Source organism: Bosea sp. RAC05, assembly GCF_001713455.1.
Taxonomy (GTDB): Bacteria; Pseudomonadota; Alphaproteobacteria; order Rhizobiales; family Beijerinckiaceae; genus Allobosea.
This window is the reverse complement of record NZ_CP016464.1, coordinates 273,866-292,007: the sequence shown is the minus strand read 5'-3', so window position 1 is coordinate 292,007 and position 18,142 is coordinate 273,866. Positions and strand designations below refer to the sequence as shown.

Annotated in this window: 19 protein-coding genes; 12 read left to right on the top strand and 7 right to left on the bottom strand. The window is 69.4% G+C overall.

The annotated features are described in order from the left end of the window. Window positions 1-37 precede the first annotated feature (37 nt). From BSY19_RS04905 to BSY19_RS04895, 3 genes are all read right to left on the bottom strand, one after another. Window positions 38-814 carry a Bax inhibitor-1/YccA family protein gene (locus tag BSY19_RS04905; RefSeq protein WP_069053167.1) on the bottom strand — a complete coding sequence of 259 codons (777 nt, stop codon included), beginning with the start codon at window positions 812-814 and terminating at the stop codon, window positions 38-40. Window positions 815-1,034: 220 nt separating this feature from the next. Further along, entirely contained in the window at window positions 1,035-3,629 is a 2,595-nt protein-coding gene (locus BSY19_RS04900) for an ABC transporter permease (protein WP_069053166.1), read from the bottom strand. Window position 3,630: 1 nt separating this feature from the next. Further along, a complete protein-coding gene (locus tag BSY19_RS04895; RefSeq protein WP_069053165.1) occupies window positions 3,631-4,368 on the bottom strand; it encodes an ABC transporter ATP-binding protein in 738 nt (245 codons plus the stop codon). Window positions 4,369-4,542: 174 nt separating this feature from the next. Here BSY19_RS04895 and BSY19_RS04890 point away from each other — a divergent pair, with 174 nt between their 5' ends. The 4 genes from BSY19_RS04890 to BSY19_RS04875 all read left to right on the top strand — a co-directional run bounded on the left by BSY19_RS04890 (window position 4,543) and on the right by BSY19_RS04875 (window position 7,257). Then, a complete protein-coding gene (locus BSY19_RS04890) occupies window positions 4,543-5,151 on the top strand; it encodes an arylesterase (protein WP_069053164.1) in 609 nt (202 codons plus the stop codon). A gap of 88 nt (window positions 5,152-5,239) precedes the next feature. Beyond that, the gene (locus tag BSY19_RS04885) at window positions 5,240-6,295 is read left to right on the top strand and encodes an aldo/keto reductase (RefSeq protein WP_069053163.1); all 1,056 of its coding nucleotides are present in this window, start codon (window positions 5,240-5,242) and stop codon (window positions 6,293-6,295) included. 90 nt (window positions 6,296-6,385) lie between these two features. Beyond that, entirely contained in the window at window positions 6,386-6,964 is a 579-nt protein-coding gene (gene thpR, locus BSY19_RS04880) for an RNA 2',3'-cyclic phosphodiesterase (protein WP_069053162.1), read from the top strand. A 2-nt stretch (window positions 6,965-6,966) separates the two neighbouring features. Next, on the top strand, window positions 6,967-7,257 hold the full coding sequence (locus BSY19_RS04875) for a 4a-hydroxytetrahydrobiopterin dehydratase (RefSeq protein WP_069053161.1): 291 nt from the start codon (window positions 6,967-6,969) through the stop codon (window positions 7,255-7,257). 9 nt (window positions 7,258-7,266) lie between these two features. Here the strand turns inward: BSY19_RS04875 and BSY19_RS04870 are convergent, their stop codons facing one another. Continuing rightward, on the bottom strand, window positions 7,267-7,926 hold the full coding sequence (locus tag BSY19_RS04870) for an RluA family pseudouridine synthase (RefSeq protein ID WP_236840543.1): 660 nt from the start codon (window positions 7,924-7,926) through the stop codon (window positions 7,267-7,269). A 183-nt stretch (window positions 7,927-8,109) separates the two neighbouring features. Between BSY19_RS04870 and ftsY the strand changes: the two genes are divergently transcribed. The 4 genes from ftsY (at window position 8,110) to BSY19_RS04850 (ending at window position 11,165) form a co-directional block, all read left to right on the top strand. Beyond that, entirely contained in the window at window positions 8,110-9,276 is a 1,167-nt protein-coding gene (gene ftsY / locus BSY19_RS04865; RefSeq protein WP_069056863.1) for a signal recognition particle-docking protein FtsY, read from the top strand. Between the two features lie 55 nt (window positions 9,277-9,331). Beyond that, window positions 9,332-9,949, top strand: coding sequence for a septation protein A (locus BSY19_RS04860; RefSeq protein WP_069056862.1), 618 nt, complete (start codon window positions 9,332-9,334; stop codon window positions 9,947-9,949). Window positions 9,950-10,020: 71 nt separating this feature from the next. Next, on the top strand, window positions 10,021-10,431 hold the full coding sequence (locus tag BSY19_RS04855; protein WP_210184405.1) for an MbcA/ParS/Xre antitoxin family protein: 411 nt from the start codon (window positions 10,021-10,023) through the stop codon (window positions 10,429-10,431). Continuing rightward, complete coding sequence (locus BSY19_RS04850) at window positions 10,428-11,165, top strand: RES family NAD+ phosphorylase (protein WP_069053159.1); 738 nt, start codon at window positions 10,428-10,430, stop codon at window positions 11,163-11,165. Before BSY19_RS04855 ends, BSY19_RS04850 begins: the two co-directional genes overlap by 4 nt. Before the next feature lie 16 nt (window positions 11,166-11,181). Here BSY19_RS04850 and BSY19_RS04845 read toward each other — a convergent pair whose 3' ends face one another. Further along, the gene (locus BSY19_RS04845; RefSeq protein WP_069053158.1) at window positions 11,182-11,967 is read right to left on the bottom strand and encodes an SDR family NAD(P)-dependent oxidoreductase; all 786 of its coding nucleotides are present in this window, start codon (window positions 11,965-11,967) and stop codon (window positions 11,182-11,184) included. 194 nt (window positions 11,968-12,161) lie between these two features. Here BSY19_RS04845 and BSY19_RS04840 point away from each other — a divergent pair, with 194 nt between their 5' ends. Then, on the top strand, window positions 12,162-12,536 hold the full coding sequence (locus BSY19_RS04840) for a YkvA family protein (protein WP_069053157.1): 375 nt from the start codon (window positions 12,162-12,164) through the stop codon (window positions 12,534-12,536). Between the two features lie 7 nt (window positions 12,537-12,543). On the opposite strand, the gene BSY19_RS04835 is transcribed toward BSY19_RS04840, so the two are convergent. Further along, window positions 12,544-13,518, bottom strand: coding sequence for an NADPH:quinone oxidoreductase family protein (locus BSY19_RS04835; RefSeq protein WP_069053156.1), 975 nt, complete (start codon window positions 13,516-13,518; stop codon window positions 12,544-12,546). Window positions 13,519-13,717: 199 nt separating this feature from the next. Here BSY19_RS04835 and BSY19_RS04830 point away from each other — a divergent pair, with 199 nt between their 5' ends. The 3 genes from BSY19_RS04830 to BSY19_RS04820 all read left to right on the top strand — a co-directional run bounded on the left by BSY19_RS04830 (window position 13,718) and on the right by BSY19_RS04820 (window position 16,122). Further along, window positions 13,718-14,332, top strand: a complete 615-nt coding sequence (locus BSY19_RS04830) for a hypothetical protein (protein WP_236840471.1) — start codon at window positions 13,718-13,720, stop codon at window positions 14,330-14,332. Window positions 14,333-14,417: 85 nt separating this feature from the next. Further along, window positions 14,418-15,638 carry a dual-specificity RNA methyltransferase RlmN gene (gene rlmN / locus BSY19_RS04825; RefSeq protein WP_069053155.1) on the top strand — a complete coding sequence of 407 codons (1,221 nt, stop codon included), beginning with the start codon at window positions 14,418-14,420 and terminating at the stop codon, window positions 15,636-15,638. A gap of 4 nt (window positions 15,639-15,642) precedes the next feature. Further along, complete coding sequence (locus BSY19_RS04820; RefSeq protein WP_069053154.1) at window positions 15,643-16,122, top strand: hypothetical protein; 480 nt, start codon at window positions 15,643-15,645, stop codon at window positions 16,120-16,122. A 149-nt stretch (window positions 16,123-16,271) separates the two neighbouring features. Here the strand turns inward: BSY19_RS04820 and ggt are convergent, their stop codons facing one another. After that, complete coding sequence (ggt, locus tag BSY19_RS04815) at window positions 16,272-18,026, bottom strand: gamma-glutamyltransferase (protein WP_069053153.1); 1,755 nt, start codon at window positions 18,024-18,026, stop codon at window positions 16,272-16,274. Between the last annotated feature and the right edge of the window lie 116 nt (window positions 18,027-18,142).

Here is an 18,142-nt window from a genome sequence, read left to right as displayed (position 1 = left end):
TTCGCAGGCCTGCCCCAGGTGAGGGGCGGGCGGCGGCTCACTCCTGCTTGCTGCCGAACAGCGAGAGCAGCATCTGGAACATGTTGATGAAGTTCAGGTAGAGCGACAGCGCGCCGTTCACCGAGAGCTTCGCAGCCTCCTCCGGGTTCATGTCGGAGTAGAGGTACATTTCCTTCAGACGCTGGGTGTCCCAGGCGGTCAGGCCGGCGAAGACCAGCACGCCGATCGCCGAGACGGCGAAGGACAGGGCGCTGGACTGCAGGAAGATGTTGACCACCGAGGCGATCACCAGGCCGATCAGGCCCATGATCAGGAACGAACCCATCGCCGACAGCGACTTCTTGGTGGTGTAGCCGTAGAGGCTCAGCGCACCAAAGGTCGCGGCGGTGATGAAGAACACCTTGGTGATCGACTCACCCGTGTAGACCACGAAGATCGACGACAGCGACACGCCCATCACCGCCGCGAAGGCGAAGAACATGGCCCGCGCCGACGAGGAGCTCATGCTCTCCGCCTTGAACGAGAAGAACAGGATGAAGGCGAGCGGCGCCAGCATCACGACCCACTTCAGCGGGCTGAGATAGAGCGCCTGGCCGAGCGGGGTCAGCGCCGTGACCTTGCCGGTCGGCGAGACACCGGCGATCGCCAGCATGGAGATGCCGATCGCGGCGAGGCCGGTGATGGCCAGGCCGATCGACATGTTGTTGTAGACGCCGAGCATGAACGAGCGCAGGCCCTGATCCATCTCGACGGCGCTGGTCTGCTGTGCGCGGCCGGCACCCCAGACTGGAGCATTGCGGTCGAAGTTGCTCATCGAGCGAGTTTCCCCTGACAGTGATTCCGAAGACGGCCATCGCGTCCGGCGATGCCCTGTCGTCGCGCACAACCGTGGCGATGACGGGAATATGAGGGGGTTTGGCGGTTCTTACAAGGGGGCCACATGGTTAAACGCCGAGCGCCATAGAAACGCGACGCCCGGCTCATGCAAAGTTACAACCCTGTAATGTCTATCCAGAGTCCTTCGCAGCTAGTCATCACAAATTCCGCAGATGAGAAGCCGGCGCTTTCGATAGTATTTTCAGCGTGCCGGCGAGCCCGAACAGGACGGTAACGCCGACGGCCGCAGTCGCGGCCAGTAACGCGCCGGTCGGGTCACTGACGAATTCGATCTTCATCACTTGCGTCACGACGCCCCAGCCGGCGAGAGCGCCTGCGACAACGCCGAACAGCGCCGAGACGAGGCCGATGGCCGCGTATTCAAGGGCGTACGACGAAAGTATGAAGCGCCGCGTGGCGCCCAGCGTCTTCAGGATCATGGCGTCGTAAAGCCGCGCCCTCTGGCCGGCTGCCAAAGCGCCGCCCAGCACCAGCAGGCTCGCGGCGATGGCGAGCCCGGATGCGCCGCGAATGGCGGTGGCGAGCTGGGCGACGATGGTGTTCACCGCCTCCAGCGCGTCCTTCACCCGCACGGCCGTCACGGTCGGGAACTCGACGGCCAGCCGGCGCAGGAGGGTGGCGTCCGTGCCGGCGGGGGCCGCGGCGGTGTCAGCCGCGGGCGTGATCGTGGCGAGGTTGGTATGCGGTGCCCCGGCGAAGGTGTTGGGCGAGAACAGCATCACGAAATTGATGCCGAGCGAGCGCCACTCGACGGTGCGCAGATTGGCGACGCGGGCCGTGATGTTGCGGCCGAGCACGTTGACGGTGAGGCTATCGCCGATCTTCAGGCCGATGCCGGCGGCGATCTGCGCGTCGAAGGACACCAGCGGCTCGCCGCGATGATCGGCCGGCCACCACTCGCCCTGGGCGACACGCGAGCCCTCGGGGATCGCCTGCGCATAGGTGATGCCGCGGTCGCCATCGAGAATCCAGGCGGCCTGTTCGCTCGCCTTGATGTCCTCGGCGCGGACGCCGTTGATCGAGACGATGCGGCCGCGCATCATCGGCACGCGGGTCAGCGTGGCGCCCGGCCGCTCCTGATGGAGCAGCGCGTCGAAGCGGCCGGCCTCCGCATTCGGGATGTCGAGGAAGAAGAAGCTCGGCGCCTTCTCCGGCAGGGACTGGGTCAGCTGCCGGGTCAGGCTGTTGTCGATGAAGGCCAGCGCCGAGAGCAGGGCGACGCCGAGCCCCAGCGACAGCACCAGCGACGGGGTGAGCGCGCCGGGGCGGTGGCTGTTGGCCAGCGCCATGCGCAGCGAGGGGTTCTTCGGCCGCGGCAGCCTACGCGCCAGCGCCATCAGCCCCCAGGAGACGCCGCGCAGCAGCAGGAAGATGCCCGTCATCACGGCGATGTAGATCAGCGCGATGCGACGGTCATAGGCGAAGAGCAGCGCGACGCCGACGAGTCCGGCGACCGCGAGCAGGCAGATGGCGAGATAGATCGCGCGCGGGCGGCGGGCATCAGGCGCGATCTGGTCGCGGAACAGCGCCGAGACAGGGACGTCATGCGCGCGGCCGAGCGGCAGGATGGCGAAGACCAGCGCGGTGAGCAGCCCATAAAGGGCGGCAACGCCGAGTTCACCGGGCGCCAGCGTCGGCTCGAAGGGAACCGGCAGGACGGATTTCAAGGCGGCGCCGAGCGCGAAGGGGGCCGCGGCGCCCAGAGCCAGGCCGATGGCGGTGCCGAGCGCCGCGACGAGCATGACCTCGGTCAGGTGGATCGCGACGACGCGCCCGCCCGTGGCGCCGACCGCCTTCATGGTGGCGAAGTCGAGCTTCTTGGCCTCGACGAAGCGGCGCACCGCATTGGCGACGCCGACGCCGCCGACCAGCAGGGCGGTCAGGCCGACCAGCGTCAGGAACTGGGTGAAGCGTTCGAGATTGCGCTGGAAGCCGGGATTGGCGTTGGCGCGGGAGCGGATCTCCCAGCCGGCATCGCGGGCTTGCGTGCCGGCATCGGCGATCAGGGCCGCGAGAGCGGCATCGCTCGAGGCCTGCGGCGGCAGCGCGACGCGGTAGGTCCAGCGCACCAGGCTTCCGGGCTGGAGCAGGCCGGTGGCGCGCAGCGCCTCCTGCGAGATCAGCAGCCGCGGGCCGAAGCCGACGCCGGCGGCGATCTTGTCGGGCTCGGAGACGAGGTTGGCGCGCAGCTGAACGCGGGCCGAGCCGACGAGGATCGTGTCGCCCGGCTTCAGGTCGAGCCGGCCGAACAGGACGGGATCGGCGACGGCGCCGAAGACGCCGTCGCGCGCCGCAAGCAGATCGGCGACGGGGGCTTTCGGCTCGGTGATCAGTTCGCCGATGCCGGGATAGCCTGCATCCACGGCCTTGATCTCGACGAGCGCCGCGCCCTTGTCGCCGGCATTGGCCATGCCGCGCATGGTGGCGATGGTGGAGACCGTGCCACGGCTGGTGAGGAAGGCCAGTTCCTGCGGCGTCGCCTCGCGGTGGATCAGCCCGAAGGCCGCGTCGCCGCCGAGGATGCGCCGGCCCTCGCGGGAGAGGCCCTCGGTCAGGCCGCGCGAGGCCGAGGCGACGGCGGCGATCGTCATCACACCGAGCGCGAGGCAGGCGATGAAGACGCCGAAGCCGCGAAAGCCGCCGCGCAGGTCGCGCCAGGCGAGGCGCAGCGCCAGCGCAGCCAGCGGGGCGCCGGCCGGAGAGGCGGGAAGCGGTTTGACGGTCCCGTGCATCTCAGAGCGCCGCCACATCCGCCGCGGCCGGGGCGGGGCCGGCGGCCTCGATTCGGCCGGCGCGCAGCCGCACCGTGCGGTCGCACAGGGCCGCCAGCGAGAGGTCGTGCGTGACGAGCACCAGCGTCGCGCCGCGCTCGCGCCGCAGGGCGAAGATCAGATCGACGATCGAGCGCCCGGTGCTCTCGTCGAGATTGCCGGTGGGCTCGTCGGCGACGAGGATGGCGGGGTCCGGCGCGACGGCCCGCGCGATGGCGACGCGCTGCTGCTCGCCGCCCGAGAGCTGGGCCGGGTAATGGTCCATGCGGTCGCCGAGGCCGACATTGCGCAGCTCGGCCTCGGCCCGGGCGAAGGCGTCGCCGACGCCGGCGAGCTCCAGCGGCAGGGCGACGTTCTCGCGGGCCGTCATGGTCGGGACGAGGTGGAAGGACTGGAAGACGATGCCGATATGGCGGCCGCGGAAGACGGCGAGACCGTCCTCGTCGAGGGCGCCGAGATCCTGGCCCGCAACCTTGACGAGGCCGCTGTCGGGCCGTTCCAGACCCGCCATCGTCATCAGCAGCGTCGACTTGCCGGAGCCGGAGGGGCCGACGAGCCCGGTGGCCTGCCCCGCCGCCAGCGACAAAGAAACGCCCTTGAGGATATGGACGCGGGCGGCCGCACGCCCCAAACTAAGCTCGACATCCCGCAATTCGATCGCCGGCTGATCCGTCGGCGGGACGCGCGTATCGCTCATCATCCAATGATCCTGACTTCGAAATCCACCAGCGGCCCTGCTCTCAGCCAAACGCGGCCCGAGCAGGGCAAGCCGTCATGTCGTGCCGCAGAGCCGCGATATGGGCGCGGTCTCGCCCTTGTCCAATCTCTCTGCGCCGCTTTTCTGCTCTGTCTCTCCCTGCTGCCGGTCGCGACCATGGCCCAGACGCCCCCTTCGAACCCCGGTTTCAAGCCGGCGCGGACGCTCAAACTCGTGGCTCTCGGCGACAGTCTGACCGCCGGCTACAATCTTCCGGCCAGCGCCGCCTTTCCGCCGGCGCTGGAGCAGGCGCTGCGGGCCAAGGGCCATGCTGTCGAGATCGTGAACGCCGGCGTCTCCGGCGACACCGTCCAGGGCGGGCTCGAGCGGCTCGACTGGTCGGTGCCTGATGGCACCGACGGCGTCATCCTCGAACTCGGCGCCAACGACGCGCTGCGCGGGCTCGACCCGGCGGTGACGCGCAGGGGTCTGGAGGCCATCATCGCCCGGCTGAAGGCGCGAGGCATCCCGGTGCTGCTCACGGGCATGTATGCTCCGCGCAATCTCGGCACGGAGTATGCAACGCGCTTCGACAGCATCTATCCCGAGCTTGCGAAGGCCCACGGGCTGGTGCTCTACCCCTTCTTCCTGGAGGGCATCGCGGGCGACCGCGTGCTCAACCAGCCCGATCTGCTCCACCCCACGGCCGAGGGCGTCCGCGTCATCGTCCGCAACATCCTGCCCACGGTCGAGCGCTTCCTCGCGACGCTGCCGGCCAAGTCCTGATCCGCGCGGGCGTTTACGCCCGCCCGACCGCCTTCCCCCATCTGCTCGACGCGCGTCCTTCGCCCGCCGCTTCCGGAGTTGCTTCGCCATGGAATATCGTCGTCTCGGCCGCACCGATCTCGAGGTCTCGGTGATCTGCCTGGGAACCATGACCTATGGCGAGCAGAACACCGAGGCCGAGGGCCATGCGCAGATGGACTACGCGCTCGACCAGGGCGTGAACTTCTTCGACACGGCCGAGCTCTACTCGATCCCGCCCAAGGCGGAGACGCAGGGCTCGACGGAGCGGATCCTCGGCAGCTGGTTCAAGGCGCGCGGCAACCGCGACAAGGTCATCCTCGCCTCGAAAGTCTGCGGTCGCGGCGCCAACACCTGGTTCCGCGACGACAAGAGCCCGACGCGTGTGACGCGCAAGCAGATCCGCGAGGCGGTCGAGAAAAGCCTGCAGCGGCTGCAGACGGACTATATCGACCTCTACCAGATCCATTTTCCCGAGCGGCCGATGCCCTGGGGCTCGAACCCGACGCGTTTCTCGAAGGCCGCCTTCGAGCGTCCTGCGGACGAGACGCCGATCGCCGAGCAGCTCGACGCCTTTGCGGAGATCGTGAAGGAGGGCAAGATCCGCCATCTCGGCCTCTCCAACGAGAGCGCCTGGGGCACGATGAGCTTCGTGCGCGACGCCGAAACGCGCGGCGGCCCGCGCGTGCAGTCGATCCAGAATTCCTACAACCTGCTCAACCGCACCTTCGAGACGGCGCTGGCCGAAATCGCCATCCGCGAGGATGTCGGGCTGCTCGCCTATTCGCCGCTCGGCCAGGGCTTCCTGACCGGCAAATATCTCGACGGCGCGCGGCCGGCCGGTGCGCGCACGACGCTGTTCGACCGCGGCCAGCGCTACCAGACTGCGGGCGCCGAGGATGCGATCAAGCGCTACATCGCGCTGGCGCGGGAGAACGGGCTCGACCCGGCGCAGATGGCTCTGGCCTTCGTGAACTCCCGCGCGTTCGTCACCGCCAACATCATCGGCGCGACCTCGATGGAGCAGCTCAAGACCGACATCGCCTCGATCGCGGTCACGCTGTCGCCGGAGGTCGAGGCCGGGATCGACGCGATCCACCAGCTTGTCGGCAATCCCTGCCCCTGATCCGGGCTCGATCGAGGCGCTGCCCTGTCGGGCAGCGCCTGCCCGGCATTTCGTCTCGCCAGAGTCACAAAAAACTGGCACTGATTCGGCATGCCGAGGCTGTTCACAGCGCTTGAGATTCCCGCCGAGGTCGCTTCGGCCCTGACGCCGCATCGGGGCGGGCTGGCCGGGGCGCGCTGGATCGATCCAGCCGACTACCACATCACCCTGCGTTTCCTGGGCGATGTCGACCGGCGCACCGCCAACGATGTCGATGCCTTCCTCGGCGACATCCAGTCCTATCCCTTCGAGGTCACACTGGACGCGCTGGGCACCTTCGGCGGGGACAAGCCGCGCGCGGTCTATGCGCGGGTCCAGCCGACGCCGCGGCTGACCGAGCTCCAGGCCGATCTCGAGCGGCTGATGCGGCGGCTGGGCCTGCCGGCGGAGGGCCGCAAATTCGTGCCGCATGTGACGCTGGCGCGGCTGCGCGACACCTCGCCGCTCGATGTGGCGCATTTCCTCAGCCTGCACCCGATCGTCCGGCCGATCAGCTTCACGGCGCGGCGGCTGGCCTTGATGTCGTCGCGCGATTCGGTCGGCGGCGGGCCCTATGTGCTGGAGGCGGCCTATCCGCTCGGCCCGTCCTATCCGAACCGGCCGATTCGGGCAGACCATCAGCGGAGATGACCATGCCCAAGCGACTCGGCCCCGATGCCCTGCAGGAGGCGCTGACGACGCTGACCGGGTGGAAACTCGTCGAGGGGCGCGAAGCCATGACCAAGCGCTATGTCTTCCGCGATTTCAGCGAGGCCTTCGGCTGGATGACGCGGGTCGCGCTGCTGGCCGAGGCGATGGGTCACCATCCCGAGTGGTTCAACGTCTACCGCACCGTGGAGGTGACGCTGGCAACGCATGATGCGGGCGGGCTGACGGAACTCGACGTCCGCCTCGCCCACGCCATGGATGCGCTGCGCCCGTAGTTTCAGGCGCTATTCACGCCAGCCGCAGGCCCGCAGGGCGGCCAGCATATGCGGCGGCGGCGGCGCCTCGACCCGGATCGGCGGCTTCTTGCGATAGAGCGGCACGGTGACGGAGCGGGCATGAAGCTGCAGGCCCGGCCCGCCCTCGCGCGGGGCATCGCCATAGATCTCGTCGCCCAGCATCGGCCAGCCCGATTCCGCGCAATGGACGCGCAGCTGGTGGGTGCGGCCGGTCAACGGCTCGAGCTCGAGCCAGGCGAGCGGGCCGGCCTCGCCCTGTCCGCGCCCCATCACCCGGTAGCGCGTCTGCGAAGGCAGGCCGTCGGGATCCACCTTCATCCACCAGCCGCGATCGGGTGCGCGCTTGGCCAGCGGCAGGTCGATCAACCCTGACTCGGCGGCCGGGCTGCCCTGCACGATCGCCCAGTAGCTCTTGGCGATTCCGCCGTCGCGGAACATCTGGTTGAGCTCGGCCATGGCGCGGGGATGGCGGCCGAGGATCAGGCAGCCCGACGTGTCCTTGTCGAGCCGGTGTGCGGCTTCGGGCCGGCGCGGCAGGCCGAAGCGCAGCGCGTCGAGATGGTCGGTCAGGACGGGGATGACCCGGCGCTTGGCCTGGGGCCCGCGATGCGAGGGCAGGCCGGCCGGCTTGTCGATGACCAGCATCATGGCGTCGCGGTAGAGCAGCGGAAAGGGCAGTGGCAGCTCGTCGCGCTGCGATCCGGAGGGGTGCGCGCCCGGGCTCGCTTGCGAAATTTCTGGTCGGTCGGGCGTGGTCATGGCATTGCGCTAGCGAAGGCCATCCTGTCGCGCAAGCACGAGCCGTGGCGCGGCAAGGCCACGGGAAGAATGATGAGCGAGAACGAACCGAAGAAGCGCGGCTTCTTTTCGAGACTGTTCGGCAGCGAGCCGGAACCGGCCGCTTTCCCCCCGACGCCGGATGCGGTGCCGCCGGAGGCTCCGCTGGCGGACGCCGCGATCGCGCCCGAGCTGCTGACCGGCGAGGCCGCGCCGCTGCCGATCGCGATGCCGGAGCCGGCTCCCGTACAGGCCGCGTCGGTCCCGAGCGCCCCGGTTCCCGTGCCCGAGCCCAAGCGGAGCTGGTGGCGGCGCCTGACGGAGGGGCTGTCGCGGACCTCCTCGGCGCTCACGACCGGCATCACCGACCTCTTCACCAAGCGCAAGCTCGATGCCGGTACGCTGGAAGACCTCGAGGACATCCTGATCCAGGCCGATCTCGGGCTGGCCACCGCCGCCCGCGTCGCCAAGGCCGTCGGCGATGGACGCTACGACCGGCAGATCGAGCCCTCCGAGGTCAAGGCCATCCTGGCGCGCGAGGTCGAGGCGATCCTGTCGCCGGTCGCCCAGCCGCTGGTGATCGACGCCACGAAAAAGCCGTTCGTGATCCTGATGGTCGGCGTCAACGGCTCCGGCAAGACGACGACGATTGGCAAGCTGGCCGCGAAATTCCGGGCCGAGGGCCGGTCGGTCATGCTAGCGGCAGGTGACACCTTCCGTGCGGCGGCGATCGAGCAGCTCAAGGTCTGGGGCGAGCGCACGGGGGCGGAGGTCGTCTCCGGCAATCAGGGGGCGGACGCCTCGGGGCTCGCCTTCGAGGCGCTGCAGAAGGCGAAAGCCGCAGGCACCGATGTGCTGCTGGTCGACACGGCCGGGCGGCTGCAGAACAAGACCGGGCTGATGGACGAACTCGCCAAGGTTGTCCGCGTTATCCGCAAGCTCGATCCGGAGGCACCGCATGCGGCGCTGCTGGTGCTCGACGCCACCGTCGGGCAGAACGCGCTCAGCCAGGTCGAGGCCTTCGGCGATACGGCCGGCGTCACCGGGCTGGTGATGACCAAGCTCGACGGCACGGCGCGCGGCGGCATCCTGGTGGCGCTGGCGGCGAAATTTGGCCTGCCCGTGCATTTCATCGGCGTCGGCGAGGGTGTCGAGGATCTGGAGCCGTTCTCGGCGCGCGATTTCGCGCGGGCGGTGTCCGGTTTGGACGAAGCGGCGTGACAGCCCGCGGCATGACGCCGCCGGCGCAGACAGGCAGGACGAGATGAGCGACAGCATGGCACAGCCCCCCGCGGCGAAGGGCAGGCCGATCAACCCTCTGCTCAAGCTGGCGCTGGAATTCGGGCCGCTCGCGATCTTCTTCTTCGCCAATTCCTATGGCGACCGGCTGTTCGGCGTCGCCTCCGACCGGCGCATCTTCGTCGCCACCGGCATCTTCATCGTCGCCTCGCTGGTGGCGCTGGCGGCGTCGCGCATCCTGATGGGCTATCTGCCGCGCATGGCGATCGTGAACGCGGTCGTGGTCACCGTCTTCGGCGGGCTGACCATCGCGCTGGACGACGCCTTCTTCATCAAGGTCAAGCCGACCATCGTGAACGCGCTGTTCGGCTGCGTGCTGCTGGGCGGGCTGTATTTCGGCCGCTCGCTTCTGGCGCTGGTGCTGGAATCGGTGATGCAGCTCGACGAGGAGGGCTGGCGCAAGCTGACCCTGCGCTGGGGGCTGTTCTTCTTCGTTCTGGCGGCGCTGAACGAGATCGTCTGGCGCACGCAGACCCAGGATTTCTGGGTCGCCTTCAAGGTCTGGGGCGTGATGCCGCTGACCATGGTCTTCGCGCTCGCCCAGACACCACTGATCCTGAAGCACGAGATCAAGGCGGCGAAGGCAGGCGAATAAGCGCCGCGGCGGGCAGCCTTGCCATATGGCTCTGAAGCTATCATCTCTAGCCAGATGGCGGAGGATGGGTGATGGCCCTGCTGGAGATCGACACCGCGGCGCGCGGCTTCGCGCCGGAACCCATCACCGATGGCGAAGCGGCCGCGATGTTTCGGGCCGCGGTCAACCTGTTCCGGCACTGGCGGCTGACGGACGAGCAGGCTGCCACGCTGCTCGACATGCCGCCCCGCAGCTATGGCCGCTGGAAGGCCGGGCAGATCGGCCGCATCTCGCGCGACGGCAAGGCCAGGCTCTCGAACCTGATGGGCATCCACAAGGCGCTGCGGATCATCTTCCGCGAGCCCCAGCGCGGCTATGACTGGATCCATGCTGCGAACACGGTCTTCGCCGGGCGCTCGGCGCTGCAGGTGATGCTCGGCGGCGAGCTCACCGACCTGATGCGGGTGCGGCGCTATCTCGACGACGAGCGGGGCGGCTGGTGATCGACCCCGGCGGCCTGCCGGTCGCGGCGGTCCACTGGCGCGGGGCGGTGCGGATCATCCGCAGTCTCTTCCCGCCGATCGACCTGTTCGAGGACATCGCCGACCCCGCCGACTGGCCGCTGCTGCTCTCGGCCGAGCAGAAGACCAATCCGCGCCTGATGGAAACGATCGGCCAGCTCGATCTCGTGCCGCCCGAGCGGCGGGTGGCGGGGCCGGGCGCGACCTGGCTGATGGCGCCCTTCACCCATGTCAGCACGGATCGTCCGAGCCGCTTCTCGGCGGGTGCCTTCGGAGTGCTTTATGCCGGGGAGAGCTTCGAGACGGCGCTGTTCGAGACGGTGCATCACCATGCCCGCTTCATGGCGGCGACGCGCCAGCCGCCGGGCTGGACCTCGCAGTTTCGAGAAATCCGGCTCGATATCGCCGCGCAATTGCATGATCTGCGGGGGCCGCAATCGGAGCTCGAGGCGGTCCTGAAGCCGGATGACTATGTCGCCAGCCAGGCGGTGGGGGCGGCGCTGCGGGCAGCCGGCTCGGATGGCGTGGTGTACCCCAGCGTCCGGCATGCGGGCGGGCAATGCGTCGGGTTGTTCTATCCGGATCGCGCCTCGCAACCGGTGCAGGGCCGCCATCTCGACTATCACTGGAACGGCGAGCGCGTGGATCTCTGCCGCGACCGCAGCGCCGGGACGGTCTATCGGATCGTCCCGGAGGATAGGGCGCGCGACGGCTAGCTTCCGGGCTCGCCGCCTATTTCGGGGCCATGCGTAGGGCGCCGTCGAGGCGGATCGCGCTGCCGTTGAGCATGTCGTTCTCGATGATGGTCTTCACCAGCGCGGCATATTCCGCCGGCTTGCCCAGCCGCGAGGGGTGCGGGACGGAGACAGCGAGCGAGGCGCGGGCCTCCTCGGGCAGGCCGTCGAACATCGGCGTCTCGAACAGGCCGGGCATGATCGTCATGACGCGGATGCCGGAGGCGGCGAGTTCGCGCGCGATCGGCAGGGTCATGCCGGCGACGCCCGCCTTCGAGGCGGCATAGGCGGCCTGGCCGATCTGGCCGTCCTCGGCCGCGATGGAGGCGGTGCAGATGAAGACGCCGCGCCCGCCATCGGCGGTGACCGGGTCGAGAGCCGCCAGCGCCGCAGCCGACTTGGCGAGCATCCGGAAGGTGCCGGTCAGGTTGATGGCGAGCGCCTTCTCGAACAGGGCCGTGTCATGCGCGACGAGTTCGCCGGTCTCGCGCTTCTTCGAGACGATGCGGCGCCCGGGCGCGATGCCGGCACAGTTCACCAGGATGCGCGCCACGCCCTGGGCCGCTCGCGCCTTGGCCAGCGCTTCGTCGACCGAGGCCTCGATGGTGACGTCGCAGGGGACGAAGAGGCCGCCGATCTCGGTGGCGACCTTGTCGCCCCGTTCGGCGTTGAGGTCGAACAGCGCGACGCGGGCGCCCTGGGCGGCCAGCATACGGGCCGTGGCCTCGCCGAGGCCCGAGGCCCCGCCGGTGACGATCGCGGCGACGGAGGAATCGATCTGCATGGCGTGTCCCGGGGTCTGATGCGACGCCTCCAGCGTTTAGCGGCGCTGGCTTCATCGTCCAAGGCGGTTTCTTGCACTGCCCGCTGGGCAGACCTCTTGCAGCGGGTTTCGGCGGGGCCACATCTTTCGACATGGCGGGGCCAGCCGTATCGCGGCAGGATGGCGTCCCGCAACGTGCCCTCAGGAGGGGCCAGATGAGCGACGGTTTCACCTCCCGCTTCACGGACGAGGAAATGGCGGCGATCCGCAAGAGCCTGCGCGACGAGGCCCGCTTCGGGGCCGAGTTCCTCGGCCGGCTGAAGCGCGTCGCCCGGCGCATTCCCTTCGCGGAGGACCTCCTGGCCGCCTGGTTCTGCGCCCGCGACCCGGCGACGCCGCGGCGTGTCCGGATGACGCTGCTCGCGGCGCTCGGCTATTTCGTGCTGCCGCTCGATGCGCTGCCCGACATCATGCCGCTGCTCGGCTTCACCGACGATGCGGCGGTGATCGCGGCGGCGCTGGCGGCGGTCGCGAGTTCGATCACGCCCGGCCACCGCGAGAAGGCGAAGCAGACGATGACGGAGCTCTGAGGCTGCGTCACAGCGTCAGGACGATCTTGCCCTGGGCCTTGCGGTCGCCGATGAGCGCATAGGCCTCCGTCCAGCGCTCGAGCGGGATCTCGGCATGGACATGGGCGCGGATCCGGCCCTCCGCGACCCAGCCCAGCAGCCGCTCCATATTGGCGCGCTGGGCGCTCGGCTCGCGCTTGACGAAATCGCCCCAGAAGACGCCGCGCAGGTCGCAGCCCTTCAGCAGCAGCAGGTTGAGCGGGATTTTCGGAATGCCGCCGCCTGCGAAGCCGACGACGAGATAGCGCCCCTCCCAGCCCATCGAGCGGAGAGCCGGCTCGGCGAGGTCGCCGCCGACCGTGTCGTAGAGCACGTCGACGCCGCGGCCCTCGGTGAGGCGGCGCAGCGCGGCGCGGATGTCCTCGCTGCCGTAGTCGATGCCCTCGCCGGCACCGTGCGCGTGGGCAAGGGCCAGCTTCTCCGGCGAGGAGGCGCAGGCGATCACGCGGGCCCCGAGCAGAGCGCCGATCTCGACCGCAGCCAGCCCCGCCCCGCCGGCCGCGCCGAGCACCGCCAGCGTCTCGCCCGGCTTCAGCCCCGCGCGCTGGATCAGCCCGTGCAGCGCGGTGCCATAGGTGACGAAGAGACCCGCCGCCTGCGCGTCGGAGAGCCCGTCCGGGATCGGGATCGCGCTTTCGGCGGGAACCACGACGCGCTCACGCGCGGCGCCATACCCGAGCCAGGCGGCGACGCGCTCGCCGATCCGCCAGCCGGAGACACCCTCGCCCAGCGCGACGACCATGCCGGCGCATTCCGCGCTCGGCGAGAACGGCAGCCCGGGCTTGGTCTGGTAGCGATTCTCGATGATCAGCGTGTCGAAGAAGTTGAGCGCGGCGGCCCTGACCGCGATCGCGATCTCGCCCGGGCCCGGCTGAGGTTCGGGGATGTCGCGGATGACCAGCGTTTCCGCCGGCCCGTGCGTCTCGCAGAGCAATGCCTTCATCGTTCTCCACCTCGGGTGGGGCTCGCGGCCCTCTCGCAGGATTGTGCCATGGGACAGGAGTGTTCGAAATGCGGATGCGGCCGGCGCCGCCATTCGCATTTTCGCCAGGATCGTGGCACTCTATCCGCCTGCCCCAGCCATCGCGCCCGTCAACGGGTGGTAAAGGCAGTGTTAAGATTTTTAATGATTGATGGCGGCCATGATCAGCTCGTTTCTCCGTTCCGGCGCTCCCGCCTCGCGCCGTGTCCTCCTCCTGCCGACGCTGCTCGCGGGCTGCCTCGGCGCCATGGTCCTCGCTTCGGCCGCACAGGCCCAGCAGCAGCAGCGCGGGCGCCCCGCGGCTGCCGCAGCGGCGCCAGCCGCCGCCGGCCAGGGCCAGGCGATGCTGCTTGAGACGGCCGGCAAGTGGCAGGCCTTCTCGTCGCAGCAGGGCCGTTCCAAGGTCTGCTACGCGCTGTCCAAGGCGGAAAGCCGCCTGCCGGCGAATCTCAAGGACGTCGAGGGCCTGCTCTTCGTGGCCACGCGCCCGGCCGAGGGCGTGCGCAACGAGATCAGCTTCGTGATGAATTTCGACCTCAAGGAAGATGTCGAGCATCAGGCCATCATCGGGTCGGAGCGCTATGCGCTCGTCGCCAAGGGCCAGAACATGTGGCTGAAGAACCCGGCCGAAGAGCCGCGCATGCTCGAATCGCTGCGCAAGGGCGCCGGGCTCGAGATCAAGGGCACGTCGAAGCGCGGCAACCCGACCGCCGACAAATACTCTCTCGCCGGCATGAGCCAGACGGTGAAGCGCGCCGAAGACGCCTGCAAATAGGCCGGCGATTTCTCTGGCGCGCGTTCTCGTGCTATGAGCGCGCCCCAATGCGGGACGCCACCGCCCGCCCCGAGCCAGAGTTCCGATGACCTTGACCGTCCTTGAACCCGCCGCCCCGGCGGCCGAACCCGTTTTGCAGCGGCCCTCGCTGGTCGGGCGCACGCGCGCCGGGCTGGCCGAGGCGCTGGCCGAGATCGGTATCCCCGAGAAGGAACGGCGCATGCGCGTCGGCCAGCTCTGGAACTGGATCTATCATTACGGCGTGCGCGATTTCGCGGAGATGACCACGATCGGCAAGGGCTTGCGCGGCGCGCTCGCCGAGCGCTTCACGCTCGATCTGCCGGAGGTCACCGCCGAGCAGATCTCGACCGACGGCACCCGCAAATGGCTGATCCGGATGGCGCCGACCGGCCCGCGCGACCGCGGCGCCGAGATCGAATGCGTCTACATCCCCGAGGTCGACCGCGGCACGCTCTGCGTCTCCAGCCAGGTCGGCTGCACGCTGACCTGCACCTTCTGCCACACCGGCACCCAGCGCCTCGTGCGCAACCTCACAACCGAGGAGATCGTGGCGCAGCTGATGGTGGCGCGCGACCGGCTCGGCGATTTCCCGAATCGGAGTGCGCCGGGCGGCGCCTTCGTGCCCAAGGATGGCGGGCGTTTCGTCTCCAACATCGTCTTCATGGGCATGGGCGAGCCGCTCTACAATTTCGACGGCGTGCGCGACGCCATCGACGTCATTTCCGACAATGAGGGGCTGTCCCTCGGGCGCCGGCGCATCACCGTCTCGACCTCGGGCGTCGTGCCCCAGATCGGCCCGCTCGGCGACGAGATGGGCACGATGCTGGCGATCTCGCTGCATGCGGTGCGCGACGATCTGCGTAACGAGCTGGTTCCGCTGAACAAGAAGTACCCGATCGCCGATCTGCTCGAGGCCTGCCGGACCTATCCCGGCGTCTCGAACGCGAAACGAATTACGTTTGAGTACGTCATGCTCAAGGGCGTCAACGACAGCGACGCCGAGGCGCGCGAGCTGGTGCGGCTGCTCAAGGGCATCCCCGCCAAGATCAACCTGATCCCGTTCAATCCCTGGCCCGGCACCAAATACGAATGCTCGGACTGGGACCGCATCGAGCGCTTCTCCGAAATCGTCTTCCGCGCCGGCTATGCCTCGCCGGTGCGCACGCCGCGCGGCCGCGACATCCTCGCCGCCTGCGGCCAGCTCAAGAGCGAGACCGAGAAGCTCTCCGCCCGGGCCCGGCTGATGCTGGACCAGGACGAGGCGCCCGCGGCGAACGCCGGCTGATCCGATGCTGCGCTGGCTCCTGCTGATTCCGTTCGCGCTGGTGATGGCGATGACGGCGGGCCTCGTCGCGATGATGCTCGCCAGCGTGGTCTCGCCGGGGCTCGCGCTGCTGATCGGCGGCGGCTTCGAGCGCCTGCTCGACGCGCTGTTCGGGCTGGCGGATATGGGCATCGATCCCGGGCCGACCGCCGAGGCCGCCTTCGTGCTGCTCGGCCGGCTGGGCTTTGCGATCATCGTCGCGCCGGTCGTGCTGGTCGCCGTCGCCTGCGAGCTGTTCTCGCTGCGCAGCGGCCTGATCCAGAGCGGGCTGACCGGTCTGCTCGCGGCGCTGCTGCCGCTCGGCATGCTCGGGCTGGCGCGTGCCCCGACGGGAGCCGAGGTGCAGGTGCTCGGCGGGCTCGTGCTGATCGGCGCCGCGACGGGCTTCGTCTATTGGCTGATCGCCGGGCGCAGTGCGGGCGGCGAGCGGCGCGAACCGGTCTGACCGGCAGGGTTGGACCCGGTCTGACCGGGTATGACCAGGGGCTACCGCTCCGCTAGCATGTTGTTTTTTCAGCGAGATCTTCCGGTCGGGCCGAAATTCAGCTTGGCTGCGCCCAGCATGACGCGCGGTTCAGGCAGCGCAGCCCCTCGCTAATCCCCGATCGCGACGCCCTCCCGGCGTCCATCCGCCCCGCCGACGAAGCCCTCCGGCGTCTTGACGATGGCCTGGATGCCCGAGGTCATGTCGATCAGGCGGACCTCATGTCCCTTGGCCTCCAGCGCCGCCTTCCAGCCCTCGGCTTCCGTGCTCTTTTCCAGTTCGGTCGGGCCGTTGCGGCTGCCGAAATTGCCGAGATCGACGGCGGCTTGCGGGTCCATCTTCCAGTCGAGCAGCGCGACCAGCGTCCTGGCGACATAGCCGATGATCTGGCTGCCGCCGGGCGAGCCGACCACGGCGTAGAGCCGGCCGAAGGCGTCGAAGACCAGCGTCGGCGCCATCGAGGAGCGCGGCCGCTTACCCGGCTCGACGCGGTTGGCGACCGGCTTGCCGTCTTCCTCCGGCACGAACGAGAAATCCGTCAGCTCATTGTTGAGCAGGAAGCCGCCCGCTGTCATCAGCCGCGCGCCGAAGCCATCCTCGATCGTCGTGGTCATCGAGACGGCGTTGCCCTGCGCATCGACGACCGAGATGTGGCTGGTGCCATTCTCGATGCCCTCCGAGGGGGCCAGCAGCTGCGCCCGCTTGTTGGGCGGCTCGCCGGCCTTGGCGCGGCCCATCGAGCGTTCGGGGCTGATCAGCCCGGCGCGCGAGCGGATATAGTCGCGGTCGATCAGCCCGGGCAGCGGGATACCGACGAAGGCGGGATCGGCGAGATAGAGGTTGCGGTCGGCGAAAGCGAGGCGCCCGGCCTCCGAAAACCAGTGCGCGGCATCCGCGCCGGCCTGCATGCGGGCGAGATCGCGCGTTTCCAGCATGCCGAGGATCTGTTGCACGGCGACGGCGCCCGAACTCGGCGGGCCCATGCCGCAGAGGCGCCAGACCCGGTAGGTGCCGCAGACGGGCTCGCGCTCCTCGACCCGGTAGGCGGACAGATCGGCTGCCGTCATGTCGCCGGGATTGGTCGTGTGGCCTGTCACGGTCGCGACGATGTCGCGCGCGATCTCGCCCTCGTAGAAGGCGCCCGCGCCGCGTTCGGCCAGCGCGCGCAGCGTCGCGGCGAAGGCCGGGTTGCGAAGGATCGTGCCGACCGCCTTCGCCTGGCCGTCGGCCTCGTAGAAATAGGCGGCGGCGCGGGCGTCCTTCGCCAGATTCTTTTCGCCGGACAAAAGCCCGTTCAGGCGCGGCGAGATCGCAAAGCCGTCTTCCGCCAGCTTGATCGCCGGAGCGAGCACCTTTGGCCAGGGCAGTTTCCCCCAGCGGCGATGCGCCTCCTCCAGCAGCTTGGGCGTGCCGGGAACCCCGACCGAACGCCCGCCGACGACCGCCTCGACGAAGCGCATCGGCTTGCCGTCTTTCCCGATGAAACGGTCGGGTTTCGCCGCGGCGGGCGCCGTCTCGCGCCCGTCGAGCGTGACCACCCGCCGGGCGGCTTCGTCCCAGTGGACGAGGAAAGCGCCGCCGCCGAGGCCGGAACTCTGCGGCTCGACCAGGTTCAGCACGAGCTGGACGGCGATGGCGGCGTCGACCGCGCTGCCGCCGTCGCGCAGGATGTCGCGCCCCGCGGCGGCGGCCAGCGGATTGGCGGCGGCCACCATGAAGCGCTGGGCGGTGGCGGTGGCCTTCGCGATCTTGCCCGTCGCCGCCTCGGGCGCCGGGGCGAGCGGCTGGGCCGTGGCCGGTGCCACCATCAGCAGGAGCAGGGCGCAGGTCAGGATGCGGGGGCGGTGGCCGGGAAACAGGGGCATGGGGCGATCATCCGCTGACGGGTGCTGCCGCCAGCCTAGCGCAACGGCGCGACCGCGCCATCTCCTCGCGCCGCTTGGAGTGGTGCCCTGCCGCGGCTAAGATCGCCCCACGTCTT